Raw genomic sequence first — 22,696 nt, forward strand, 5'->3', positions numbered from 1 at the left:
GGCGGCGTATCCTGCTGCCACGTTTGCGGTGGTTTGCCGCATTTAATAGGGAAGAAGTCATGAAGAAAACTGCGTTCAACGCTGTCGTCGCGCTACTTCTGGCGTCATCAACGCTGGCCTTCAGCCAGGTTGCTCTGGCACACGCTCACCTGAAAACCCCGGTCCCAGCCGACAAAGCGGTGGTGGAAACCTCCCCGCAGAATTTAACGTTGACCTTTACCGAGGATGTTGAAGTGGCATTCAGTGGCGTGGATGTGCTCGATGCACAACATCAACCCATTACGGTCGGGAAAGCCAGACTCAACGATAAACAACACGATCAGCTGATTGTACCGGTCAGCCAGCCGCTGCCGTCGGGCAACTACCAGGTGAACTGGCATGTGCTGTCCGTTGATGGACATAAAACCAAAGGCAGCTACACCTTCAGCGTGAAGTGATTGATGAGTTTGAGTACGCTGTGGATTGGCCTGCGAGCGCTGCATTTTATGTCGGTGCTGCTGCTCGCCGGTAGCGCCTTTTATACCGCGCTACTGGCGCCGCGCCGCTATCGTCCGCTGCTATCACAGCGTTTAGCTTTACTTCTCCGTACCAGCGCGCTGCTGAGTTTGTTTAGCGCCCTGTTGATGCTGGCAACGCAAACCGGCTTGATGAGCGGCGACTGGCGTAATGTCAGTGACAGCGCAACCTGGCAGGCGGTGCTCAGCACGCGCTTCGGCCTGGTTTGGCGTTGGGAAATCGCGTTCGCACTGCTGAGCACGTTAGCGCTGCTGCTGCGTGGCACACTGCGGCAAAATCTGCTGCTGTGCAGCGGCCTGTTACAGTTGGTGGCGTTAGCCGGTGTTGGGCATGCCGCGATGCGTGATGGCTGGCCCGGATTGCTGCAACAAGGCAATCACGCGCTGCATTTGATTGCGGCTGCATTCTGGGCGGGCGGATTACTGCCGTTGTTATTACTGATGCGTGAAGCGCGGCAGATCGCTTTTCGCACCGATGCGATTCGCTGCATGATGCGCTTCTCGCGTTACGGTCACCTGGCGGTGGCGCTCGCGCTGCTGACGGGCATCATTAATAGCGTGCTGATTGCCGGTTCGCCGTTGCATTGGCAAGCCACGTTGTGGAGCGAACTGCTGGTGGTGAAAGTGCTGCTGGTCATGCTGATGATCGCTATTGCGCTGACCAATCGCTATCTGCTGGTGCCGCGCTTTCGCCTGGCGGCCAGTAACGCAGCGCATCTGTTTATTCGCCTGACGCAGCTTGAGCTGCTGCTGGCCATTATTGTAATTGGGTTGGTGAGCGTGTTTGCCACGCTGTCACCGGCCTGAATGTAACATTCAAGAAGATGAAATGAGGTCGATATTTTGCTGAAGAAACTGATTCCAGCTTGCGTATTGATGGCGCTGTGCAGCCAGGCGATGGCGGCACAGATTATTACCGTCAGCCGTTTTGAGATTGGAAAAGACAAATGGCCCTTCACCCGCGAAGAGGTGATGTTGACCTGCGAGAAAGACGGCGCGCTGTTCGCGATTAATCCAGGCACTTTGTTGCAGTATCCGCTCAACGATAAAGCCTTTGCGCGCAAAACGGCCGGGCAGGGCACGCTGCAATCGATCGACACCATTGTCGCCGTTGATAAAGCCCATCCAGGCCAGAAAATGAGTCTGCAACCGATCATCGACCGCGCGCAGCAACTGTGCGGTAAGTAATCCCTATATTCTCAGGCGTAGCGCACAATTCTGCCGCTACGCTTGCTTCCTCGTTCTGTCACCACGATCACAGAGTTGTCACCTTTCGCAACCAAACCGCATGATTGGCTGGAAAACCAGCAATCCTGGTCTACCTTTAAATGGCAAGGCGTCCTCGCCTGCAAAAATGCCAACTTTTAGCGCACGGCTCCCAAAGAGCCATTTCCCTGGACCGAATATAGGAATCGTATTCGGTCTTTTTTTATCTGCATAATAATGAATTGTCTGCACGCGTTAGGCTTACCTTTATGCTGGCATCTACACTTAATTCTCTTAGCAACTCAGGAGGATTTATGTCTGATAGACCGATTGAAGCGGATGAGCTTGAAGAAGATACTAAGGTGAAGCCGGATGAGCATGAAAAAGACGATGAGAGTCTGGCACCGGAGTCGGGCGACAAGCAGCCTGATTGATGATTAAACCCACTTCGGTGGGTTTTTTTATTTTCTGCTTTTCTTTTTTATATGAAATAAAAAAGTTTTACCTTGCTACCTGGTAAGATAAATGCGTTAATGCGTCGTCGGTCTGAATAGCAGACAGTTAGAAGGTTAGTTCCCATTGTATTTCTCATCCCGGTTAGTGCCGCTTCAAGCCCTTTCTCTTTGAGTCTTATCCTAAGTTCTGATTCGTATCTGCAACTCGGCCCTTACGCCAATAGGCTCATTTAAAAGGTAAAAATTATGTCTAATAAAATTCTTGGAACGGTAAAATGGTTCAACTCAGAAAAAGGCTTCGGCTTTATTTCTCCTGAAAATGGCAGCAAGGACGTTTTCGTCCACTTCTCAGCCATTCAGGGCACTGATTATCGCTCACTTGATGAAGGTCAGCGTGTTGAGTTTTCAGTTGAAGATGGTCCAAAAGGTCCGTCTGCAACAAATGTATTAGGTCTGTAATTATTCGCATTTATAATCGTTTAAGATGTCCGCATTGCCAGAGTTCACAATATCGTACCTCCGCGTTCGATATTACGAAAATGAACCCACATGGCGCTAAATGTATTTTCTGCAAATCATCAATGATTGTGTTGAAAACTGCTTGATAGCGGATGTTCTGCCCTGATAATTATCAGGGCTTATCAGGCAATTGCCTGATATCAGAATCATTAGCACTGCTCAGGCAGTGCTTTTTTATTTTAAATATTCCCGCATATCTTCACTTATTCCCACGTTGAAAATCTTACCCACATGCTACTTTTTCTCTTATTCCGAAATAAATTACCGTCATAGAGAGAATATTGCGAGATGCACAAGCCCGTTATCCTGATCGCCTTGCTGCTGAGTGGTTGCGCATTGAAACAGTATCCGCAGTCCGCCAAAGTGAGCGATGCCGAAGCGCAAACCTATGACTGTGCAGCACTGAATCAGGAGATCGCTAAAAGCCAAAGCGTTAAGCAGCAGATTGATGAAACCGGCGAGTTTGATGCGCTAACGGTATTGGGATTCGTCGGGGATTTTGGTATCGGTAACGGCGTTGCAAAGGCCAGCGCTAACAATAAAGCTGCGGCGCGTTTGCAACAGCTGGAAAATCTCAAAATAGTGCGTTGTGCGCATAACGTGACTTGATCGTTAACGGGTGGCAAATAACCTGCAAAAAAGATGCGGTCATATAGCAGCAGTCAGCCTGTGCGAAAAATGGTATAACGTTGGCGCATCTGATTAATGGCCGGATAAGGATCCTTCATGGCAAATACACAATATCTACTTTGGGTAATGATTGGCACACTCACGCTGCTTTGTATCTTTATTGGTGTGGTGGTTGGCCGCGCCAAAACTCCGCGCATTGGAACGCTGACATTCGCCGGTTTATTAGCCTTCTTCTTGATAGCGATCTTTTTAATCACACGCTAGTACGCAATGCGCGCTCAATGCCGTAAATAGCGCTGCAGAGATTTGTATAAGGCTGCAGTGCGCAGCCTCAATTCAACGTCACAGCGGTTTACGCGCGGCCAGCAAGAACATCATCGGGCGATCGCGTTCTTCCGCCAGCGCGGGATTGAGTGCAACCATCTCTTCGCTCGGGCCCCATTCATCAAGATGCACGATCTCAAATCCTGCGCCAATTAACGCATTGATCCAGGTTGCCAGCTTGCGATGTTGCTTCTTCACGCCATCGGCAAACCAGTTGCTGATGCGTTCCCCTTCCTGCTGGTAATGATTAACTGGCCAGCTGCGCTGCTGCTGTTCATCCACAATCCACTGCTGTTGAGTAGGTGCAGTGTAAATCGGATGCTCACAGGAAAACACCAGCGCGCCGCCCGGCGTTAGCGCCTCAAACACGGTTGCGAAGAGTGCGTCAATATTGCTGAGGTAGTGCAGCGCCAGCGAGCTGTAGGCGAGATCATAGGATTCGTTCAGTTGCAGCGATTCTAAATCGGCGCGCTGATAGCGAATCCCGGTTCCCTGCGTCATGGTCGCGGCTTGCGCTAACATCTTCTCGGAAACGTCCAGACCTAGCACCTCGCGCGCGCCTTGCTGCTGCGCGTAGCGGCAAAACCAGCCGTAACCGCAGCCGAGATCGAGAATGCGTTTATCATGCAGGTCGGGTAGTAGCGCACGCAGTGCAGGCCATTCTGGCGCGCCGTCTAATCCCTTAACGGAACGTGGCAAGGTGGCGTAACCGGCAAAAAAAGTGGGGTTGTCGTAAATATTCTGGCTCATACAGGCTCCTTTATATGATGCGCAAAGGAGTTTAGGCGTTTAGCGCGGAATGTAAAGTCGCGTAATTATCCCACAAATAACAGATGTACCAGACGAGCGAGTGATTCCAGCAGCAGCAAGCTACCGATGAAAATAACGATTAATACACCAATGAATTGCTTCCGTCCGCTCATGCTGTTCCCTCCGCTGGCTAACCTTGCCGGACTATACTTTAAGCCGGGCTCACTAAACTTCCAGTCAACCGGGGAAGATTACATGCTTTACCAAAAGGTGAACGCGCAAATGTGGCGAAATATTTGGGTGGTTGGCGATCTTCACGGTTGCCGCGCCCAACTCGATGCGCAACTGCTCAAGCAGGATTTCGATAAGCAGCAGGATCTACTGCTGTCGGTGGGCGATTTAATCGATCGTGGCCCGGACAGCCCCGGCTGTTTAGCGCTGATGCAGGAGCCCTGGTTTCGCTGCGTGCGCGGCAATCATGAGCAGATGGCGCTCGCTGCGCTGGATGGGCGCGACCAAACCTTGTGGATGATGAACGGCGGCGAGTGGTTCTGGCAACTCAAAGGCGCAGCGTTGATCGCTGCGCGCCATGCGTTGAAGCGCTGTGCTGAGTTACCGTTGATCCTGCATCTGGATTTCGGCGATCGCGTGGTGGTGATTGCCCACGCCGATTATCCCGCCAGTCATTATGCTTTAGGGCAAGATGTTGACTGGCAGCAAGTGGTGTGGAGTCGCGATCGACTGGGACGCCATCAACGCGGCAGTTCAGCCCGCATCGATGGCGCCAGTGATTTCTACTTCGGCCACACGCCGTTAGAACAACCGCTTAATGTGGCGAATCAGCATTACATCGATACCGGCGCGGTCTTCGGCAATCGTCTTACCCTGGTGAAGTTGCAGTAACGCTTAGCGGAACAGACGTCCGTCGCGCACCAGTTCACGCGGATAGCTGTTTTTAATCCGATTACCCACTTTCTTCGCCAATCCCAGCGGCTGCTGCTGATAGGTGACGATCACCTCATCCCGGCTGGGCAACGTGTCCGGATGAATATCCTGACCGCGATACCAGGTTTCCGCTTCTGCATCGGTGAGTTCGAAATCCAGCGCGCTGCCTGGCTGCGTCAACGCCACGACCGCTTCATGCTGCCAGCGATAGCCTTTCGGGAAGGTTTCGGCCAACTTGAAGCCGATGCGCGAGAAGCGCACTTTACCCAGCCAACCCTCCAGCGCCGCCGGGAACAGCCACAGCTCTTTATCGCGCTGCCACAGCGTGTGGTTGTCATCCCACTGCAAGCCGACTTTGGCCGCGGCCTGTTGCACTTCGGCGCTCAGCTTGCGGCTGGCCGGAGAGAAGGGCAGTTTGCCGACTTTGTAGGTTGGCGTTGGCAGCGCGGGAATGCTGGCGGTTTTACGCAGACGCGCAACGAAGAAACCTTCACTATCGAAAATCTGCGGGAATACGTGCAGGAAACCTTCGGCGGTTAACGCCTGATCGGCTCCGTCGAATAAACCGTTCAGCGGCACGATTTCAACCGCGTCGGGATAACGCTGCTGCAACCAATGAATCACCTGCTGATTCTCGATTTGATTCAGTGTGCAGGTAGAGTAAATCAGCGTGCCGCCTGGCTGTAAGGCATGGAAAGCGCTGTCGAGCAGATCGCGTTGGGTTTCCGCAATCGCTTCAGTGCTGGCCAGCGTCCAGTTACGCAACGCATCAGCATCTTTGCGCACCACGCCCTCGCCAGAGCAGGGCGCATCGAGCAGAATGGCATCGAAACGCTCCGGCAGTGCGGCGCCAAATACACGGCCATCAAAATGGGTCAGCGCAACATTGCTGACGCCACAGCGGCTGATGTTAGCGTGCAGTACTTTGACGCGGCTGGCCGAATATTCATTCGCCAGAATGGCGCCTTCATTGCGCATCAGCGCGGCCATCTGGGTGGTTTTAGAACCGGGCGCAGCAGCCACATCCATCACCTGACGCGCATCAGGTGCGGCGTCAAACAGCGCGGTAACCGGCAGCATCGAGCTGGCTTCCTGAATGTAAAACAGTCCGCTCAGATGCTCCGCCACGCTACCCAGCGGCAGCGATTCGTCGTCACGCTCGATCCAAAACCCTTCGGCGCACCACGGAATGGGCGATAAGCGCCAGCCATAGTCGGCGGTGCGGGCGAGGAAATCATCCACGCTAATTTTTAAGGTGTTGACGCGTAAGCTGCGACGCAGCGGTTGCTGGCTAATGGCGAGAAAGCGCTGCAGTTCGGCGTCGTCAGCAAGGCTGGCGCGCATCAGCGCGAGGAAATCTTCGGGAAAGCGATCGGACACGGGCATCTACCGGGAAACGAAATGAGCGCGAAGTGTAACACGCGAAAAAGAATCGGGCAGCCAGGCTGCCCGATTTGCTTAAGGTTGATGAGGGTCCGGAATCGCCGTGCCCCAGTCGCGCCACGCTTTCGGCGCTTCATCCTGTAGCAGGAAGTGTTTGTTGGCGCCGGCCTGCGGTGCTAATGGCACCGTCGGCGGCGTGGCAAACTGTACGCCGCCGCGAATGAACTGCTGGAAGGTGCCGGTTTTCAACACGCCGCCTATCAGACCGAAATCGAAGTTATAGCCGGAAGCCAGCCAGAACACCGAATTGTTGCGCACCAGATGCTGGTACTTTTTGCTGATACGCAGCGCGATCTGCACGCGATCCGCCATATTGCCCAGCGACGTTCCGGTGACGGTGCCCACTTCAACGCCCCGGAACAGCACTGGCGTGCCCACCGACAGCGATCCCGCGTCAGCGGCATCGACATATATTGTCAAGCCGTTCAGGTAGCGTGAATCGGTGATGGTGCTTTCCTGTAGTTCAAAGGTGCGCGCCGGCGAACCTTTGCCCGGATCGACGTTGAGATAAGGCTGCAGCAGCGTTTCGATATGGTTAACCCCCGCCGCAGAAATCTCCGGCGACACCACCGAGAAGCGGCTGCCGATGCGCGCGAAGTCCTGCACGTATTCCGGATAAAGCACCGCTTTGGCGACAACCTGATTGTTATCAGAACTCAGCGCCAGTGATTCAACCTGACCAATGTTGATGCCGAGATAGCGAATCGGCATGCCCGCCGCCAGTTTGCTGGCATCGAAGGTGTGCAGCGTAATCTGGCTGCCAACTGCACGCGCCGCGGTTTCAGACGAGTAGAGCACGCGTTTCACGCCTTTCGCTGCCTGCGCGCCGGTGAGATTATCGAAACTGATCGCGCCTTTGAGCGCGCGGTTGAGCGGGGACGCTTGCACCGTCAAACCGCTGCCGTTGAGCTGCACTTTCGCGCCACCTTCGGCCCAGAACACGCTCTCGCTGGTCAGCAGCTTGCGATACTGCGGCTGAATATGAATCGAGATTTCAAACGCATCCGCGCGCGGCACTACATCCACCACTTCACCGACCTGGAATTTGCGGTACAGCAGCACTGAACCGGCCTGTACATCCGGCAAGCTTTTGGCGGTAAGTTTCAGCGTGGTTGGCGGCTGTTCACCCACGATGCCTTCTGCGGCACGTTCCGCATCCGCATATAAAGGATAACGACTGGAAGGATTACCTTTCGCGCCAGGAATCAGGCGAATGCCGCCATCTACCCACTCGCGCGCGCTGGCACCCAGCACTTTCATCCCGTCGAGTCCAAACTTCACATCAAGGCGGCTACTCACCACAAACTTGCTGTCAGCGTGCACCAGATTACGGTGCTCCGGATTGATGGCCGCCACAAAGCTGATGCCATTTTCATCCAGCGTGCGTGAAATCACCTGACCGATTTTCATGCCATACAACATCACCGGCTGGCCGGCATCGATACCGTAGGTTTCCGGCGCGCTGAGTTTTACCGTCAGCACGTCAGGTTTCTGCAGCAATGTTTCGCTGGCTGGCAACACGGTAAAGTGATCCTGCGGTTCGCCTTCGCCTGGCACCAGTTCAAAAGTATTACCGGTTAACAGGCTGCTGAGATTGGTGTCGGTCAGGCTGATCTTCGGCGTGCGCATTTCAATGCGCGTCCCGCTGCGCATCAAACCGGTTACTGAAGGATCAACCGTCAGCTCGCCGGTGACTTTGCCGCCATCCAGCAGGTTGAGTTTGGTTAAGGTGCCGACTTCCAGTCCCTGATACATCAGCGGTGTGCTATCGGCTTTCAGGTTATCGCCGCTCGGCAGGTTCAGTTTCACTTGCACGCCGCGCTGACTGCGCGCCAAATCCGGATAGAGCTGGTAGTTGGCATCCACCTGAGCTTGCTCGCCGTCATTAGGTGAATCGAAGGCAATTGCGCCATTCACTAACGCGGCCAGGCTTTCCAGCTTCACTTTGGCACCGCTCAGGCTGACATCTGCATCAACGCCGGAAACATTCCAGAAGCGGCTCTGCTTTTTCACCAGATTGATAAAGCGGCGCTCAATCAGCACATCAATGGTGACGCCGTCGGTGCTGTTGTTGAGGCTGTAATCGTAAACGCGACCCACCGGAATTTTGCGGTAATAAACCAGCGAACCGGTGTTGAGCGAGCCGAGGTCGGGCGCGCGCAGGTGGATAAGCAGTTCGCCGGTATTAACGCGATACTTAGGTTGGGTATCGAGTGCGGTGAAGTGATCGCTCTCTTTACCTTTACCCGGCATCATGCCGATGTAGTTACCGCCGACCAGCGCATCAAGCCCGGAGACGCCCGCCAATGACGCTTTCGGCGTCACCAGCCAGAACTGAGTGTCTTCACGCAGTGCATCGCGCATGTCGCTTTTGATGCTGGCTTTAATCTGGATGCTGCGATAGTCATCACTCAGCACAATGCCTTGCACCGTGCCCACTTCCACGCCCTGATAACGAATCGGCGTACGGCCTGGCACAATCCCGTCGGCAGTCTGGAAGTTAATGGTGATCGTCGTACCGCGTTCCTGATAGTTGGTCCATAGCAGCCAGCCAGCAATCAGCAGGGCGATGATGGGCAATAACCAGAATGGCGAAATCTTGCGCTTGTTGCGCAGATTGGCGCTAGTCGGTGTAGTCGGCGTTTCCTGTTGCATGTGCATCCCAGATCAGGCGGCTATCAAGCCACTCTACAGCCATAATGGTCAGGACAACGGCGGCACCAAAATAGAAGGCGGCCGGTCCCATGGTGAAAGCCAGCAGCTGATCACGATTGACCAGCGACATGGTTACAGCAATGACGAACAGATCCAGCATCGACCAGCGGCCCACCCAGGTGACGGCGCGCAGCAGGCGAATGCGGGTTTTTAAGCCCTGTTCGCATTTAAAGTGAATGCTGAGTAACAGAGTCAACATCACTAACACTTTGGTAAAGGGCACCAGAATGCTGGCGATAAACACCACCGCGGCTACCGGTATATTGCCCGATGCCAGTCCCAGAATGCCGGAGAAGATGGTGTCTTCACGGCGTGCGCCATTAACGTAGACCACCGAAATCGGCAGCAAATTGGCGGGGATCAGCAGCACAATCGAGGCGATGAGCGCTGCCCAGGATTTCTGCAAACTGTGGCGTCGGCGGTAGTCAAGCGGCGTGTGGCAACGCGTGCAGCGCCCACGCTCATCGGCTACACCGGTTTGATGGCAATTCAGGCACACTTGCCACTCTTCAGGCGGGGAGGTGGGCATCGCTTGCGGATAATAGTGTTCCCACAGTTGCTCGACGTTCAGGTGGATCAGCGTCAGCAGGCTCAGCACCGTCAGCGCAATATAGGCCACTAAACCGTAGCCCACTTCCAGTGAGGCGTAATCCTGCACTTTGATCGATGCCACCGCCACGCCGACCAGATAGATATCCAGCATCACCCACTCTTTGAGCTTGTCCATCATCAGCAGGACCGGGCGCAGGTTCATTCCGAGCGCGTTGCCCACCCACAAATAGAGAATGCCGATGACCAGCGTAACCGGCGCGCCAATGGTGCAAAACGCCACCATTGAAGCGGTGAGGATGTTGCCTTGCTGTGTCATTTGGATTACGCCCTCCAGCAGGCTGGCGTTAATACGCATGCCCAGTAGGCGAATATCAACCAACGGCAAGCTAAAGGCGAATGGCATCAGCACGATCATGACCACCGCCATGGCGGTGAGTCGCGTCATCGACCAGTCACGACCGCTCTGAATTTGTGCATGGCAGCGCGGGCAATAGGCTGTCTGATGCGATTTCACATCCGGTAAGGAAAAAAGGGTATCGCATTGCGGACAACGCTGATAACGTGCGTGGGGCAACGTCTGGCTGATAGCGTGAATTTTCATAGGTGACGCAAGTGCCCATCGTTCGTTACGGTTACCGGCATGCTGAGTAGCGCAAAGTTGCCTGCAATATTCGGTGGTACCAGAATACGCTTATCCACCGACTGCTAAGGGTATAGTAACTAACAGAATGATTCACCTTCTGCGCCTGGATTATTAGTGCTTATTTTAACAACTGAGTGACAACAAGGTCACCCCAGTGACGAGTTATGGTTGAACAATGAACAAAAAAGCTTTTTACGAGGATTTGAATCGCGATGTCCGCGCCCTGTTGGCGGGTGAAACCTCGTTCCTGGTCGCGCTCGGCAATTGCAGTGCACTGCTTTTCGAACGCCTGGAAGGCGTGAACTGGGCTGGATTCTATTTACTGACGGAACCGAACACGCTGGTGCTGGGCCCGTTCCAGGGCAAAATCGCCTGCGTACGTATTCCGGTTGGCAAAGGCGTGTGTGGAACCGCGGTAGCCGAGGACAAAGTGCAATTGGTGGAAGACGTGCACGCGTTCCCTGGCCATATCGCGTGTGACGCCGCCAGTAATGCCGAAATCGTGATTCCTCTGAAAGTAAATGGCACCCTCGTGGGTGTTTTAGACATTGATAGTACGGTTTATTCTCGCTTCGATAGCGAGGACGAAGAGGGGCTGATGGCCCTTACCGACGGGCTTTGTGAAGTGCTGGCGGGCAGCGACATCGTAAAATTTATTCAGCTGACGCACAGCTAATCGACTGGATCACATAGCATTTGGCGATGTTGTCATTATAATGTCGCCTGTTCATGCCTGCTCTGGTCGGCAAATCCGTTGTAATCAGGAAATTTCATGGAAAATCAACCTAAGTTGAATAGCAGTAAAGAAGTCATCGCCTTTTTGGCGGAACGTTTTCCGCAATGCTTTAGCGCCGAAGGCGAGGCGCGTCCGCTCAAAATCGGCATTTTTCAAGATCTGGTCGAGCGTGTTCAAGGCGAACTGAGCCTGAGCAAGACGCAACTGCGTTCTGCCTTACGTCTTTATACCTCTAGCTGGCGTTATCTTTATGGCATCAAAGCGGGTGCCATTCGTGTCGATCTCGATGGCAACGCCTGTGGCGTGCTGGATGAGCAACACGTAGAACATGCGCGCAAGCAACTGGAAGAAGCGAAAGCCCGCGTTCAGGCGCAGCGCGATCAGCAGAAAGCGAAGAAGCGTGAAGCCGGTGAAGAGACCGCTGAACGTCGTCCGCGCAAGCCTGCTCCGCGTAAAGCTGCCGAAGGTGATGCCGCGCGTAAGCCACGTCCTCAGGCGCCGCGTGCGGCCGCGACTGAGCGTGCAGCCGCACCGCAGCCACCGCGGGCCAAACCTGTCACTGATACCTCAACGTTGCAGCCCGGCCAGAACATCAAAGTGACTGCAGGCAAAGGTGCAATGGACGCTACCATTCTTGAAATTACTAAAGATGGCGTTCGGGTTCAGCTCGCTTCCGGCATGGCTATGATTGTGCGCGCAGAACATTTGCAGTTCTGAAACGGAGGCTGACCCTGGCATGAACAACATTTTAAAGATCGGTATGATCGCGGGCCTGCTTTTAGCAGGCCCCACCTTTGGTGCAGATAATATTACCCGCGCCGACCAGATTCCCCAGCTACACGAAGAGCCACAGCATCCCACCGTCAGCGAACGCGTTACCTCGCGTTTCACCCGCTCTCACTATCGTCAGTTCGATTTGAATCAGGACTTCTCCGCGAAAATTTTTGATCGCTACCTGAATCTGCTCGACTACAGCCATAACGTATTGCTGGCATCGGATATCGCGCAGTTCGCCGATAAGAAAACTACCGTGGGTGATGAGTTCCGCAGCGGTAAGCTGGATGTGTTTTACGATCTCTACAATCTGGCGCAGAAACGCCGCTTTGAGCGCTATCAATATGCGCTGAGCGTGCTGAATCGCCCAATGAATTTCACCGGCAATGACACCATTGACATTGACCGGGCAAAATCGCCATGGCCAAAGAGCGTCGATGAGCTCAACGCGCTGTGGGATGCCAAAGTTAAATATGACGAACTGAGCCTGAAACTGGCCGGTAAAGATGAGAAAGAGATCCGCGAAACGCTGACCAAGCGTTACAACTTTGCCATCCGTCGTCTGGCGCAAAGCAACAGTGAAGATGTGTTCCAGCTGGCGATGACCGCGTTCGCGCATGAAATCGACCCGCACACTAACTATCTTTCGCCGCGCAACACCGAGCAATTCAACACTGAAATGAGCCTGTCGCTGGAAGGTATCGGCGCAGTGCTGCAGATGGATGACGATTACACGGTGATCAACTCGATGGTCGCAGGCGGTCCGGCGGCGAAGAGTAAAGCGATCAGCGTGGGCGACCGCATTGTCGGTGTCGCTCAGCCGGGCAAACCCATGGAAGATGTGATTGGCTGGCGTCTGGATGATGTGGTTTCAAAAATCAAAGGACCGAAAGGCAGCAAAGTACGCCTGGAAATCCTGCCTGCTGGCAAGGGCACCAAAACCCGCACCGTGACGCTGACGCGTGAAAAAATCCGTCTGGAAGATCGCGCGGTAAAAGGCTCCGTGCATAACGTCGGCAAACAGAAAGTTGGCGTGCTCGACATTCCTGGCTTCTACGTTGGTCTGACTGACGATGTGAAGGTGCAGCTGCAGAAGCTGCAGAAGCAAAACGTCGACAGCGTGGTGATCGATCTGCGTACCAACGGCGGTGGTGCCTTGACCGAAGCCGTTTCACTCTCGGGCCTGTTTATTCCAAGCGGTCCGGTGGTGCAGGTGCGTGATAACAATGGCCGCGTGCGTGAAGACAGCGATAACGACGGCATCGTCTATTACAAAGGTCCGTTGGTGGTGCTGGTCGATCGCTTCAGTGCTTCGGCTTCTGAGATCTTCGCTGCGGCGATGCAGGATTACGGCCGTGCGCTGATTGTCGGTGAGCCGACCTTCGGTAAAGGCACCGTGCAACAGTATCGTTCGCTGAACCGTATCTACGATCAGATGCTGCGTCCAGAGTGGCCAGCGCTGGGTTCTGTACAGTACACCATTCAGAAGTTCTACCGCATTAACGGTGGCAGCACCCAGCGTAAAGGCGTAACGCCAGATCTGCTGATGCCAACCGGCGTTGAAGCGGCAGAAACCGGCGAGAAGTTCGAGGACAACGCGCTGCCTTGGGACAGTGTGAATGCGGCAAGCTACACCAAAACCGGCGATATCGCGCCGCTGGTACCGCAGCTGACCAAAGAGCACGGTGATCGCATCGCTAAAGATCGCGAGTTCCAGTACATCATGAAAGATATTGCGCGTTTCGATGCGATGAAAGACAAGCGTAATATCGTGTCGCTCAATCTTGCCCAGCGTGAGAAAGAGAACCGTGAAGATGATGCACTGCGTCTGGAGCGCATCAACGCGCGCTATCAGGCGGAAGGTAAAGCGCCGCTGAAGAGCATCGAAGATCTGCCGAAAGACTATAAAGAGCCGGATCCGTATCTGGATGAAACGGTGAAAATCGCTAACGATATGGCGCAGCTGGAGAAATCTCAGCCTGCTGCCGCAAGCGCGAAGTAACCGTCTGGCTTGTGAAATAGCACCGCTTCGGCGGTGCTTTTTTTTACGCTAAAATCGTTGTTAAGCGCCGCTGATGCAGCGATTTGCGCACTTCACTGCCTAATGTAAAGTTATGTCTTTTTAGGCACTTAAAGATTAAGGTTGCTTGAAATGCGCGGCGATGACCATAGGATAGATATCCGCGCATATGCGCGTGCACAACAGAGGAAGATTAACGTTTATGATGCGTATTGCTCTTTTCCTGCTCACCAACCTGGCGGTGATGTTGGTATTCGGACTGATTTTGAGTCTGACAGGAATCCAGTCAAGCAGTGTTATGGGTCTGATGATTATGGCAGGTCTGTTTGGCTTCGGCGGTGCGTTTGTTTCACTGCTGATGTCTAAATGGATGGCGCTACGTTCCGTTGGCGGTGAAGTCATTGAACAACCGCGTAATGAGACGGAACGCTGGCTGATGGATACCGTCGGCCGCCAGGCACAACAGGCTGGCATTGCGATGCCGCAGGTGGCGATTTATCACGCGCCCGACATTAACGCCTTTGCGACAGGCGCACGCCGAGACGCGTCGCTGGTCGCTGTTTCCACCGGCCTGTTGCAAAACATGAGCCGTGATGAAGCTGAAGCGGTGCTGGCGCACGAAATCGCCCATATCGCCAATGGTGACATGATCACCATGACGCTGATTCAGGGTGTGGTGAACACCTTTGTGATCTTCATCTCGCGAATTTTGGCGCAGATCGCTTCCGGCTTCCTGTCGGGTAACCGCGACGGTGAAGAGAGCAGCAACGGAAATCCGATGGTGTATTTCGCGGTCTCGATGGTGTTAGAACTGCTGTTCGGCTTCCTCGCCAGCATCATCACCATGTGGTTCTCACGTCACCGTGAATTCCACGCCGATGCGGGTTCTGCCAAACTGGTTGGACGCGAGAAGATGATTGCCGCACTGCAGCGTCTGAAAACCAGTTACGAGCCGCAGGAGCCAAGCAGCATGATGGCATTCTGCATCAACGGTAAAAACAAATCGTTGAGCGAGCTGTTCATGTCGCATCCGCCGCTCGATAAACGTATCGAAGCGCTGCGTAGCGGCGAATACCTGAAGTAGTCGGTAATAGAAGAAAAAAGGGCGCCAGATGGCGCCCTTGCTGTTTCTATGACTCAGCAGCCTGCCGCGACTGCGTCATGCGCGCCAGGCTCACCAAGGCAGCGACGCTGGCAAAGCTACCCGCTAACAGCAGTGAGGCGTGTGTGCCGCTGTCGTTGAACAGATTAAACATTAGCGCCACTAGCGCCGCGCCGCTGCTTTGTCCCACCAGACGCGCGGTACCCAGCATTCCGCTGGCACCACCGCTGCGGTTACGCGGTGCTGCGGTGATGATGGTGTGATTGTTAGGCGACTGGAACAGGCCGAAACCGGCACCGCACAGCATCATGCGCCAGATGATATCCACGTCAGTTGGCTGCGTCGGTAAAAGCGCCAGCAGGAACAGACCGGCAGCGAACATCGCTAATCCCAATCCGCCTAATAATCCGGCATGGAACTTCTCGATCAGGCGACCTGCAATGGGTGCCATCACCATGGTTGCCAGCGGCCACGGCGTGAGCAGCAAGCCGGTTGCCACTTCATCCCGGCCCAGCACGTTTTGCAGGAAGAACGGCAACGCCACCATCGCCAGCATCTGCGCGCAGAACGAGCAAATTGAGGTGCCTATCGACAGCGAAAAGATCGGAATGCGCAGCAAGTCCACCGGCAGCAATGGCACCGGCATCGCTAACTGGCGACGAACGAAAACAATGCCCACCAACACCAATGCCACCAATTCGGCCACAATCAGCCAGCCGTTTTGTCCCTGCGAGAAACCGCTCAGTGCAGATATGAGCAGGCCAAAGAACAGCGCATTCATCACCGCGCTTGGCACGTCGAATTTCTGTTGTTTGGCTTTCTGGGTGTTATCTGGCAGGAAACGCAACGCCAGCCACAGCGCAACGATGCCGAGTGGAATGTTGATCAGAAACAGCCATTTCCAGCTGGCAACAGACAGGATCGCCGCCGCTACGGTTGGACCGGCCGCGCTGGAGACCGCAACAATCAGCGAATTGATCGCCATACCGCGCCCGAGGAAGCGCTGCGGATAGATGATGCGGATCAGCGCCGTGTTCACGCTCATCAATGCAGCACCACCGAAGCCTTGCAGCACACGCGCCAAGGTCAGCGTATTCAACGTTGAGGAGAGGGCGCAAAACAGTGAGGTAGCGATAAACAGCGCGAGTCCAACCTGATAGACGCGGCGGTAGCCGAGCATATCGCCGAGAAACGACAGCGACAGCAGCGAAATAACGATGGCGATTTGGTAGGCGTTAACAATCCAGATCGATTCGGCTGGGCTGGCATTTAATTCACGCGCAATGGTTGGCAAGGCCACGTTGGCGATAGCTCCATCCAGCACCGCCATCATAATACCGAGCGCAATGGTGATGATCGCGCCATAGCGCTGTGGAAGGGGTAATCCATCCTGGGCAACAGTAGAAGGCATAAGTAAAGTAAGTAAAGAGAGTGAATATCATCATGCTAATCAATTCGCTGCCGAAAAGCACCGCATTCATTGACATAAAATTACGTGTGGATGTGTCACTTAGCGTCAGTCGTTGCCGCCATCAGGCTGAAACGCATATACTGGCGCTTCTGTTCCGTTTTTTTTGAAACACTGTCAAAAAGGATACGCGCCATGGCGAGCAGTGATAATGATAAACAGCCAGACTCGGTTTCATCAGTGATGAAAGTGTTTGGCATTCTGCAGGCGCTGGGCGAAGAGCGCGATCACGGCATCACCGAACTGTCCCAACGCGTGATGATGTCAAAAAGTACCGTTTATCGCTTTTTACAGACCATGAAATCGCTTGGCTATGTGGCGCAGGAAGGAGAAAGTGAGAAATACTCGCTGACGCTCAAGCTATTCGAACTCGGTGCCAAAGCGTTACAGAACGTCGATCTGATTCGTAGCGCCGATATTGAGATGCGTGAGCTGTCGCGTCTGACTAAAGAAACCATTCACCTCGGCGCACTGGAAGAAGACAGCATCGTCTACATCCATAAAATCGATTCTCTTTATAACCTGCGTATGTATTCGCGCATCGGCCGCCGCAATCCACTGCACACCACCGCGATTGGTAAAGTGCTGCTGGCATGGCGCGATCGCGCTGAAGTGCAGGAGATTCTGAGCGAAGTGGAATTCCGCCGCAGTACCGCGAAAACCATTGTCACTGCAGAAGCGTTGCTAGCGGTGTTGGATCAGGTAAAAGTACAGGGATTTGGCGAAGATAATGAAGAGCAGGAAGAGGGCTTACGTTGCATCGCGGTGCCGGTATTTGACCGTTTTGGCGTGGTGATTGCGGGGCTAAGCATCTCGTTCCCCACCATTCGTTTTTCTGAAGAAGCCAAAAATGAGTATGTGGCGATGCTGCATCGTGCGGCGCGCAATCTGTCTGAACAAATGGGCTACCACGACTATCCTTTCTGAAATGAAAAACGGGCTGTTGCCAGCCCGTTTCAACGCTTAATTGTCGACCACTTCGCCACTTTTCTTCAGCAGTGGACAATCCGTTACGCCGACGATACCGCTGTCTGTATGCAGATACTGTGCCGTGATCATTCCGCGTGCGGTCAGATAGCTGCATTGCAGCCCAAGTCCCGCCGCATTCTTATTGCTGCCGGTGAGTACGCCATAGCCGGTCAGCAGCATCGCTAACCAAATTAATGCCACCAGCATAATCGTCCGAATAAGTAGTTTCATCTTATCTCCTTGTGGTACACAACGCAGCGCGTCCAACGTTGCTGCGAATCTACTGTAGCAGCATGCCGCGCTTTAGCCATCGAATCGATCAGAGATAACTGAAAGAGAGGGCAGGCGGGATAATCTGCTTTCCGTCGCTACCCATTATCTTTTGCGTCGGCAGCGAGTAGAATCAGCGGCGGAGTAGATGTTTGATTTTTGACTATAGAGGCAGTTATGAACGAATTAGCCGCAAACACCAGCCCGCTGTTTAACTATGGCGTTCTGGCCATCATCATTCTTGTGGCCTTTATTGTCTGGTTCTTTGTCAACCGGGCTAGCGTGCGCGCCAGTGAGCAGATCCGTTTGCTGGAAGCCGTCATCGAAGAGCAAAAGAAACAGAATGCGCTCCTGCGCCGTCTGGTTGACGCACAGTCATCCACAGCAAAACCACCAGCGGATGAAGACGCGGATGAAAAACGCGATTTTATTCGGATGATCCCGGAACGTTAAGCCGTTAAAAGGGGTGAAATAATCGCCATTATGGCGACCGCTGCGCACTGAAATGGTGCGTGGCGGGATAATGACTTTTAGTAAATTCCCTTCTAAGCCAGGTATGAATAGCAACCATCCCTGCCAGAAAGAATATCAACTAAGATTTATCCTAAGGAGTTTTTGTTAAATCAAGCTCTTCAATGTTCTTTTTAACATTTAATTGTTGGGTAGATAGTTAAAATTGAGATAAATGCCACCTACTGTTAATGCGTTTATATGGGGCGTATATTATTGGTTTCTCCTGATTTTGGTGCAAAGCAATTAATAACTTATACTTGGGATAACTATTTGTACAAGATTTGAACGGCGCGCAGTTGTTGTGTGGCGAGCGAAGTTTTCAGTGGAATATCTTATTGATGCCATATTAGTGCAATATTTTTGTCGTACAGTTAACCCCTAAAATTGTACCAATATAGACATTACCGCTGCGCTTGACTAAGCGGCAATTTGACGCTAACTATACTGACTGATAACCCTTTTTTGCGCACCTTCCGCGCTGGGTGTCAATATGTTGATTGATGAAGTGCCGCGCCAATTAACTAATTATGTGCGTCACGTCGATCACCGTTTAAAAATGGCTTGCCATTAATTTACGGATATGTGATAACAAATCGTAGGTCAAACGAGGTACAGTTCTGTTTATGTATGGCATCTTCAGTAAAGAAGTTACGAGTAAAGACGTTGACGTTGAATACCGCTTCCTTGCCGAACCTTAAATTAGTGCCTCATTCAGTAATGTCTCTGGTTTATCTGTAAGTCTGCCTGCGGGCAATATAATCATTGAAAGGAAATTTGCGAAATGGCAAAGATTAAAGGTCAGGTTAAGTGGTTCAACGAGTCTAAAGGTTTTGGTTTTATTACTCCTGCTGATGGTAGCAAAGATGTATTCGTACACTTCTCTGCAATCCAGGGCAATGGTTTTAAAACTCTGGCCGAAGGCCAAAGCGTTGAGTTCGAAATCCAGGATGGCCAGAAAGGTCCTGCTGCGGTCAACGTTACCCCAATCTGATTTCGCCCTCAGGCTCGGTGCCATGCACCACTGAAACGAATCCTAAAGCCCCGTTCACTGAACGGGGCTTTTTCTTTTATCCTTTCTGTAGCCAGATGATCAGGGTAAACTGCGCCGCGAATTGCTAACCCGGAGTTGTCTATGTCTTTGATTTGCCCACTTTGTCATCAGCCTTTATTGCAGCAGGCGAATAGCTTCCGCTGTGATGCAGGTCATCAGTTTGATCAGGCGAAAGAAGGGTACGTCAATTTACTGCCGGTGCAGCACAAAGGTTCGCGTGAACCGGGCGATAGCGCCGAGATGCTGCAGGCACGACGCGCCTTCCTCGATGCCGGACACTATCAGCCGTTGCGCGCGGCTGTCGCCGGGATCCTCGCGCAGCATCTGGGTGAGCAAGATACACAGCTGTTAGATCTCGGATGCGGGGAAGGTTATTACACTGCGGCGATGGCCGATGCGTTACCGCAGGCGCAACTCTTTGGTCTGGATGTGGCGAAAGCAGCGATTCGCATGGCAGCTAAACGCTATCGTGCGGTGAAATTCTGCGTGGCGTCCAGCCAGCGTTTACCTTTTGCTGATGCTTCTCTGGATGGCGTGGTGCGCATCTATGCGCCCTGCAATGAAGATGAGCTGAGCCGCGCGATCAAAGCGGGGGGTTACCTACTAACGGTGACGCCGGGACCGCATCACTTGCAGCAGTTCAAGGCACTGATTTATCGCGAAGTGCAGCTGCACGCGGCGGAAGAGAAAGTGTATGCCGGCTTCAGGCAGGTCGATCAACAAAACCTGCATTACAGCATGACGTTGAGCGGAAGTGAGGCGGTGAGCTTATTGCAGATGACGCCATTTGCCTGGCGTGCGCGCGAAGAAGTGTGGCAGAACCTGGCGGCATCCAGCGAGTTTAACTGTGATGCCGACTTTATGCTGACGTTATGGCAGCGCGATTAACGCGCTTCCACCAGCGTATTGTAGATCCGTTCCAGGTCATCAAGCTGTTTGACAGCAATCAGCAGGCGGCGCTGCTCCAGCTGCATCACCAGAATGCCATCCTCTGACAGATTCATACTCTGAATGCGACCGTAGTCGATCCACACGCTGCCAAAAAACAGTCCATTTTCCTTCATCAACAGCTTCGGGCTGCGCACCCAGAATAGCCAAATCGCCATAAAGCACAGCACCATCAGCAAATTGGTGGTGAGTTGTGTGCCATGTTTATCTATGTTGTTCCACAGCAGAATCAGCAGCAGCACCACGAAAATGGCGCTATCGATTTTATGGCGACGGCGCAGTGCGACGCGCAGTTTTGTAGGGCCATTGCGGCGCGGCAGGATCGCTTCATCATAGATGGCGAACAGAATGAAGCCTGCAATCAGCAGGGCGATCAGGGCGTCAGTCAGTGACATTAGGTGTTCTTCCTCAAGCGAAATTATCTCAACGTGGGCGCTCAGATAATGCCGCTCAATAATAGCCGGGAGCAGGGCTCCCGGCGGGGTGATTACAGACCGAGCAGGCCGATCCAGTAACCGAAGATACCGAGGGCGAAGAAGCCGACGATAATCCACAACGCATTCACCTTACGACGCAGCAGCCACATACAGCCAAAGGTTAGCAGCAGTGGAATCAGGCCTGGCATCAGCTGATCGAGGATAGATTGCACCGTAGTAACCGTGGTTTTACCGGTCTGGTCGGTGATGCGTGACACCACCAGCGGCACATTCACATGCGTCCACTTGTTAACCAAGGCCCCCATGACAAAGAGGCCGAGAATCGACGCGCCCTCCGTCAGTTTCTGCAGGAAACCGCCGCCCATATCGCTGACAATATCCACGCCTTTACGGTAGCCATACGCCACACCGTAATAACGCGTCAACAGACGCACGGCGTTAAACAGGATGAAGAACAGCAATGGACCCAGCAGGCTACCGCTCATCGCGATACCGGCACCCAGCGCAGCAAACACCGGACGCACGGTACCCCAGAAAATCGGGTCGCCCACACCAGCCAGCGGACCCATCAGACCCACTTTGATGCCGTTAATCGCTGCATCATCAATCGGCGCGCCGTTGGCACGCTGCTCTTCCATCGCCATGGTGACGCCCAGCACCGGCGCCGCTACGTAAGGATGGGTGTTGAAGAACTCGAGGTGACGTTTAATCGCCTGTTTACGTTCGTCGTTGTTTTCTGGATAGAGGCGACGAATCACCGGCACCATTGAGTAGCAAAAACCCAGCGCCTGCATACGTTCAAAGTTCCACGAACCCTGAAACAGGTTAGAGCGCAGGAACACACCGCGGACATCGCCGGGGGTGAGTTTCTTTGGAGTGTTAGTTGTATCAACCATGATTTCACCTGTTCCTAGTCGAGTTCGTTATCGAGGTCATTGTTTGCAGGACCGCTGGTTGCAGCACCTGCAACGCGGTTATATTTCGGTGCCAGCTGGATATACAGCACCGCCATCACCACGCCAATCACGCCAAGCGCAACCAGGTTGAAGTTGGTGAAGGCTGCAGTAACGAAGCCAAGGTAGAAGAACGGCATCAGGTAGCCCGCGCGCATCATGTTGATGACCATCGCGTAACCCACCACCACGATCATGCCGCCGGCGATGTTCAGGCCGTTGGTGACCACGTCTGGAATTGAGTTCAGCAGTTCCTGAACCACGTGAGTACCGACAGAAATCGCCACGATCAGTGCTGGGATGGCAATACGCATCGCCTGCAGCACCAGCGCGGATACGTGGATCCAGCTGATGGCCGTCAGGTTACCTTTCTCGGCTGCCTTATCGGCGGCGTGCTGGAAGGCTACGGTGATGGTACGCACGATGATGGTCAGAACCTGACCGGCCGCAGCCAGCGGAATCGCCAGTGCGATACCGGCGCCCACGCTTTGACCACCGGCAATAACCAGAATGGTTGAGATAATCGAAGCCAGCGCCGCATCCGGTGCAACGGCCGCACCGATGTTCATCCAGCCCAGTGCAATCATCTCCAGCGTACCGCCGATGATGATACCGGTTTTCATATCACCGAGGACCGCACCAATTAAGGTACAAGCCACCAGCGGACGGTGGAACTGGAACTCATCAAGAATCGATCCCATCCCGGCAATACAGGCCACAATAAATATCAAAATGATTTGTAGCGTGGTTATCTCCAT

Annotated in this window: 26 protein-coding genes; 17 read left to right on the forward strand and 9 right to left on the reverse strand. The window is 53.6% G+C overall.

Translation table 11 applies throughout. The features are described 5' to 3' along the window. Window positions 1-59: 59 nt before the first annotated feature. The 7 genes from copC (at window position 60) to Q3H59_RS09040 (ending at window position 3,589) form a co-directional block, all read left to right on the forward strand. Window positions 60-437 (forward strand): copper homeostasis periplasmic binding protein CopC, encoded by a 378-nt coding sequence (gene copC, locus Q3H59_RS09010; protein ID WP_309834374.1) that lies wholly within the window; start codon window positions 60-62, stop codon window positions 435-437. Between the two features lie 3 nt (window positions 438-440). Beyond that, window positions 441-1,322, forward strand: a complete 882-nt coding sequence (gene copD / locus Q3H59_RS09015; RefSeq protein WP_309834376.1) for a copper homeostasis membrane protein CopD — start codon at window positions 441-443, stop codon at window positions 1,320-1,322. Between the two features lie 33 nt (window positions 1,323-1,355). Beyond that, entirely contained in the window at window positions 1,356-1,703 is a 348-nt protein-coding gene (locus Q3H59_RS09020) for a YebY family protein (RefSeq protein ID WP_061718597.1), read from the forward strand. Between the two features lie 719 nt (window positions 1,704-2,422). Continuing rightward, entirely contained in the window at window positions 2,423-2,635 is a 213-nt protein-coding gene (locus Q3H59_RS09025; RefSeq protein WP_007889586.1) for a cold-shock protein, read from the forward strand. Window positions 2,636-2,637: 2 nt separating this feature from the next. After that, on the forward strand, window positions 2,638-2,781 hold the full coding sequence (locus tag Q3H59_RS09030; RefSeq protein WP_101764610.1) for a cold-shock protein: 144 nt from the start codon (window positions 2,638-2,640) through the stop codon (window positions 2,779-2,781). Between the two features lie 202 nt (window positions 2,782-2,983). Next, window positions 2,984-3,304: a hypothetical protein gene (locus Q3H59_RS09035; RefSeq protein ID WP_280171764.1), complete on the forward strand. Its 321-nt coding sequence runs from the start codon at window positions 2,984-2,986 to the stop codon at window positions 3,302-3,304. Window positions 3,305-3,421: 117 nt separating this feature from the next. Further along, the gene (locus Q3H59_RS09040) at window positions 3,422-3,589 is read left to right on the forward strand and encodes a hypothetical protein (RefSeq protein ID WP_210080775.1); all 168 of its coding nucleotides are present in this window, start codon (window positions 3,422-3,424) and stop codon (window positions 3,587-3,589) included. Window positions 3,590-3,667: 78 nt separating this feature from the next. On the opposite strand, the gene Q3H59_RS09045 is transcribed toward Q3H59_RS09040, so the two are convergent. Further along, the gene (locus tag Q3H59_RS09045) at window positions 3,668-4,399 is read right to left on the reverse strand and encodes a trans-aconitate 2-methyltransferase (RefSeq protein ID WP_101764176.1); all 732 of its coding nucleotides are present in this window, start codon (window positions 4,397-4,399) and stop codon (window positions 3,668-3,670) included. A 255-nt stretch (window positions 4,400-4,654) separates the two neighbouring features. On the opposite strand from Q3H59_RS09045, the gene Q3H59_RS09050 reads away from it, so the two are divergent. After that, the gene (locus Q3H59_RS09050) at window positions 4,655-5,302 is read left to right on the forward strand and encodes a metallophosphoesterase (RefSeq protein ID WP_280171763.1); all 648 of its coding nucleotides are present in this window, start codon (window positions 4,655-4,657) and stop codon (window positions 5,300-5,302) included. Between the two features lie 3 nt (window positions 5,303-5,305). Here Q3H59_RS09050 and rsmF read toward each other — a convergent pair whose 3' ends face one another. From rsmF to yebS, 3 genes are all read right to left on the reverse strand, one after another. Continuing rightward, complete coding sequence (gene rsmF, locus Q3H59_RS09055; protein WP_309834383.1) at window positions 5,306-6,730, reverse strand: 16S rRNA (cytosine(1407)-C(5))-methyltransferase RsmF; 1,425 nt, start codon at window positions 6,728-6,730, stop codon at window positions 5,306-5,308. 72 nt (window positions 6,731-6,802) lie between these two features. Further along, complete coding sequence (locus tag Q3H59_RS09060; protein WP_280171761.1) at window positions 6,803-9,442, reverse strand: PqiB family protein; 2,640 nt, start codon at window positions 9,440-9,442, stop codon at window positions 6,803-6,805. Beyond that, window positions 9,411-10,655, reverse strand: a complete 1,245-nt coding sequence (gene yebS / locus Q3H59_RS09065; RefSeq protein ID WP_137385925.1) for a membrane integrity lipid transport subunit YebS — start codon at window positions 10,653-10,655, stop codon at window positions 9,411-9,413. The genes Q3H59_RS09060 and yebS overlap by 32 nt, the downstream gene beginning before the upstream one ends. 217 nt (window positions 10,656-10,872) lie before the next feature. Between yebS and Q3H59_RS09070 the strand changes: the two genes are divergently transcribed. The 4 genes from Q3H59_RS09070 (at window position 10,873) to htpX (ending at window position 15,311) form a co-directional block, all read left to right on the forward strand. Then, window positions 10,873-11,373, forward strand: a complete 501-nt coding sequence (locus Q3H59_RS09070) for a GAF domain-containing protein (protein ID WP_309834387.1) — start codon at window positions 10,873-10,875, stop codon at window positions 11,371-11,373. A 96-nt stretch (window positions 11,374-11,469) separates the two neighbouring features. Then, entirely contained in the window at window positions 11,470-12,150 is a 681-nt protein-coding gene (gene proQ, locus Q3H59_RS09075) for an RNA chaperone ProQ (protein WP_110866294.1), read from the forward strand. A 19-nt stretch (window positions 12,151-12,169) separates the two neighbouring features. Then, window positions 12,170-14,209, forward strand: a complete 2,040-nt coding sequence (prc, locus tag Q3H59_RS09080; RefSeq protein ID WP_192411696.1) for a carboxy terminal-processing peptidase — start codon at window positions 12,170-12,172, stop codon at window positions 14,207-14,209. A gap of 220 nt (window positions 14,210-14,429) precedes the next feature. After that, on the forward strand, window positions 14,430-15,311 hold the full coding sequence (gene htpX / locus Q3H59_RS09085) for a protease HtpX (RefSeq protein ID WP_101764183.1): 882 nt from the start codon (window positions 14,430-14,432) through the stop codon (window positions 15,309-15,311). Window positions 15,312-15,357: 46 nt separating this feature from the next. Here the strand turns inward: htpX and Q3H59_RS09090 are convergent, their stop codons facing one another. After that, entirely contained in the window at window positions 15,358-16,740 is a 1,383-nt protein-coding gene (locus Q3H59_RS09090) for an MFS transporter (protein ID WP_280171759.1), read from the reverse strand. Between the two features lie 192 nt (window positions 16,741-16,932). On the opposite strand from Q3H59_RS09090, the gene kdgR reads away from it, so the two are divergent. Beyond that, the gene (gene kdgR, locus Q3H59_RS09095; protein ID WP_176972779.1) at window positions 16,933-17,724 is read left to right on the forward strand and encodes a DNA-binding transcriptional regulator KdgR; all 792 of its coding nucleotides are present in this window, start codon (window positions 16,933-16,935) and stop codon (window positions 17,722-17,724) included. Between the two features lie 36 nt (window positions 17,725-17,760). Here kdgR and Q3H59_RS09100 read toward each other — a convergent pair whose 3' ends face one another. Next, window positions 17,761-17,997, reverse strand: coding sequence for a YobH family protein (locus Q3H59_RS09100; protein ID WP_008110416.1), 237 nt, complete (start codon window positions 17,995-17,997; stop codon window positions 17,761-17,763). A gap of 216 nt (window positions 17,998-18,213) precedes the next feature. On the opposite strand from Q3H59_RS09100, the gene Q3H59_RS09105 reads away from it, so the two are divergent. The 4 genes from Q3H59_RS09105 to rlmA all read left to right on the forward strand — a co-directional run bounded on the left by Q3H59_RS09105 (window position 18,214) and on the right by rlmA (window position 20,488). Continuing rightward, window positions 18,214-18,489: a YebO family protein gene (locus Q3H59_RS09105; RefSeq protein ID WP_280171758.1), complete on the forward strand. Its 276-nt coding sequence runs from the start codon at window positions 18,214-18,216 to the stop codon at window positions 18,487-18,489. 683 nt (window positions 18,490-19,172) lie between these two features. Then, window positions 19,173-19,247 (forward strand): DUF2627 domain-containing protein, encoded by a 75-nt coding sequence (locus tag Q3H59_RS09110; protein ID WP_110866451.1) that lies wholly within the window; start codon window positions 19,173-19,175, stop codon window positions 19,245-19,247. Window positions 19,248-19,330: 83 nt separating this feature from the next. Beyond that, entirely contained in the window at window positions 19,331-19,540 is a 210-nt protein-coding gene (cspE, locus tag Q3H59_RS09115; protein WP_008110414.1) for a transcription antiterminator/RNA stability regulator CspE, read from the forward strand. A 141-nt stretch (window positions 19,541-19,681) separates the two neighbouring features. Beyond that, window positions 19,682-20,488, forward strand: coding sequence for a 23S rRNA (guanine(745)-N(1))-methyltransferase (rlmA, locus tag Q3H59_RS09120; protein ID WP_280171757.1), 807 nt, complete (start codon window positions 19,682-19,684; stop codon window positions 20,486-20,488). On the opposite strand, the gene Q3H59_RS09125 is transcribed toward rlmA, so the two are convergent. The 3 genes from Q3H59_RS09125 to Q3H59_RS09135 form a co-directional block, all read right to left on the reverse strand. Next, window positions 20,485-20,943 (reverse strand): DUF986 family protein, encoded by a 459-nt coding sequence (locus Q3H59_RS09125; RefSeq protein WP_110866290.1) that lies wholly within the window; start codon window positions 20,941-20,943, stop codon window positions 20,485-20,487. The genes rlmA and Q3H59_RS09125 overlap by 4 nt on opposite strands. Before the next feature lie 92 nt (window positions 20,944-21,035). Then, window positions 21,036-21,881 carry a PTS mannose transporter subunit IID gene (locus tag Q3H59_RS09130; RefSeq protein ID WP_008110411.1) on the reverse strand — a complete coding sequence of 282 codons (846 nt, stop codon included), beginning with the start codon at window positions 21,879-21,881 and terminating at the stop codon, window positions 21,036-21,038. Between the two features lie 14 nt (window positions 21,882-21,895). Continuing rightward, window positions 21,896-22,696: a PTS mannose/fructose/sorbose transporter subunit IIC gene (locus Q3H59_RS09135; protein ID WP_064738889.1), complete on the reverse strand. Its 801-nt coding sequence runs from the start codon at window positions 22,694-22,696 to the stop codon at window positions 21,896-21,898.

This window comes from Pantoea sp. SORGH_AS_0659 (assembly GCF_031453915.1).
Taxonomy (GTDB): Bacteria; Pseudomonadota; Gammaproteobacteria; order Enterobacterales; family Enterobacteriaceae; genus Pantoea; species Pantoea leporis.

What these genes read in the sequence shown, in the direction of transcription:
- copC (WP_309834374.1), top strand. Translation starts at nt 60, where the DNA reads ATGAAGAAAACTGCGTTCAACGCTGTCGTCGCGCTACTTCTGGCGTCA.
- copD (WP_309834376.1), top strand. Translation starts at nt 441, where the DNA reads ATGAGTTTGAGTACGCTGTGGATTGGCCTGCGAGCGCTGCATTTTATG.
- Q3H59_RS09025 (WP_007889586.1), top strand. Translation starts at nt 2,423, where the DNA reads ATGTCTAATAAAATTCTTGGAACGGTAAAATGGTTCAACTCAGAAAAA.
- Q3H59_RS09035 (WP_280171764.1), top strand. Translation starts at nt 2,984, where the DNA reads ATGCACAAGCCCGTTATCCTGATCGCCTTGCTGCTGAGTGGTTGCGCA.
- Q3H59_RS09040 (WP_210080775.1), top strand. Translation starts at nt 3,422, where the DNA reads ATGGCAAATACACAATATCTACTTTGGGTAATGATTGGCACACTCACG.
- Q3H59_RS09045 (WP_101764176.1), bottom strand. Translation starts at nt 4,399, where the DNA reads ATGAGCCAGAATATTTACGACAACCCCACTTTTTTTGCCGGTTACGCC.
- Q3H59_RS09050 (WP_280171763.1), top strand. Translation starts at nt 4,655, where the DNA reads ATGCTTTACCAAAAGGTGAACGCGCAAATGTGGCGAAATATTTGGGTG.
- rsmF (WP_309834383.1), bottom strand. Translation starts at nt 6,730, where the DNA reads ATGCCCGTGTCCGATCGCTTTCCCGAAGATTTCCTCGCGCTGATGCGC.
- Q3H59_RS09060 (WP_280171761.1), bottom strand. Translation starts at nt 9,442, where the DNA reads ATGCAACAGGAAACGCCGACTACACCGACTAGCGCCAATCTGCGCAAC.
- yebS (WP_137385925.1), bottom strand. Translation starts at nt 10,655, where the DNA reads ATGAAAATTCACGCTATCAGCCAGACGTTGCCCCACGCACGTTATCAG.
- Q3H59_RS09070 (WP_309834387.1), top strand. Translation starts at nt 10,873, where the DNA reads ATGAACAAAAAAGCTTTTTACGAGGATTTGAATCGCGATGTCCGCGCC.
- proQ (WP_110866294.1), top strand. Translation starts at nt 11,470, where the DNA reads ATGGAAAATCAACCTAAGTTGAATAGCAGTAAAGAAGTCATCGCCTTT.
- prc (WP_192411696.1), top strand. Translation starts at nt 12,170, where the DNA reads ATGAACAACATTTTAAAGATCGGTATGATCGCGGGCCTGCTTTTAGCA.
- htpX (WP_101764183.1), top strand. Translation starts at nt 14,430, where the DNA reads ATGATGCGTATTGCTCTTTTCCTGCTCACCAACCTGGCGGTGATGTTG.
- Q3H59_RS09090 (WP_280171759.1), bottom strand. Translation starts at nt 16,740, where the DNA reads ATGCCTTCTACTGTTGCCCAGGATGGATTACCCCTTCCACAGCGCTAT.
- kdgR (WP_176972779.1), top strand. Translation starts at nt 16,933, where the DNA reads ATGGCGAGCAGTGATAATGATAAACAGCCAGACTCGGTTTCATCAGTG.
- Q3H59_RS09100 (WP_008110416.1), bottom strand. Translation starts at nt 17,997, where the DNA reads ATGAAACTACTTATTCGGACGATTATGCTGGTGGCATTAATTTGGTTA.
- Q3H59_RS09105 (WP_280171758.1), top strand. Translation starts at nt 18,214, where the DNA reads ATGAACGAATTAGCCGCAAACACCAGCCCGCTGTTTAACTATGGCGTT.
- cspE (WP_008110414.1), top strand. Translation starts at nt 19,331, where the DNA reads ATGGCAAAGATTAAAGGTCAGGTTAAGTGGTTCAACGAGTCTAAAGGT.
- rlmA (WP_280171757.1), top strand. Translation starts at nt 19,682, where the DNA reads ATGTCTTTGATTTGCCCACTTTGTCATCAGCCTTTATTGCAGCAGGCG.
- Q3H59_RS09125 (WP_110866290.1), bottom strand. Translation starts at nt 20,943, where the DNA reads ATGTCACTGACTGACGCCCTGATCGCCCTGCTGATTGCAGGCTTCATT.
- Q3H59_RS09130 (WP_008110411.1), bottom strand. Translation starts at nt 21,881, where the DNA reads ATGGTTGATACAACTAACACTCCAAAGAAACTCACCCCCGGCGATGTC.
- Q3H59_RS09135 (WP_064738889.1), bottom strand. Translation starts at nt 22,696, where the DNA reads ATGGAGATAACCACGCTACAAATCATTTTGATATTTATTGTGGCCTGT.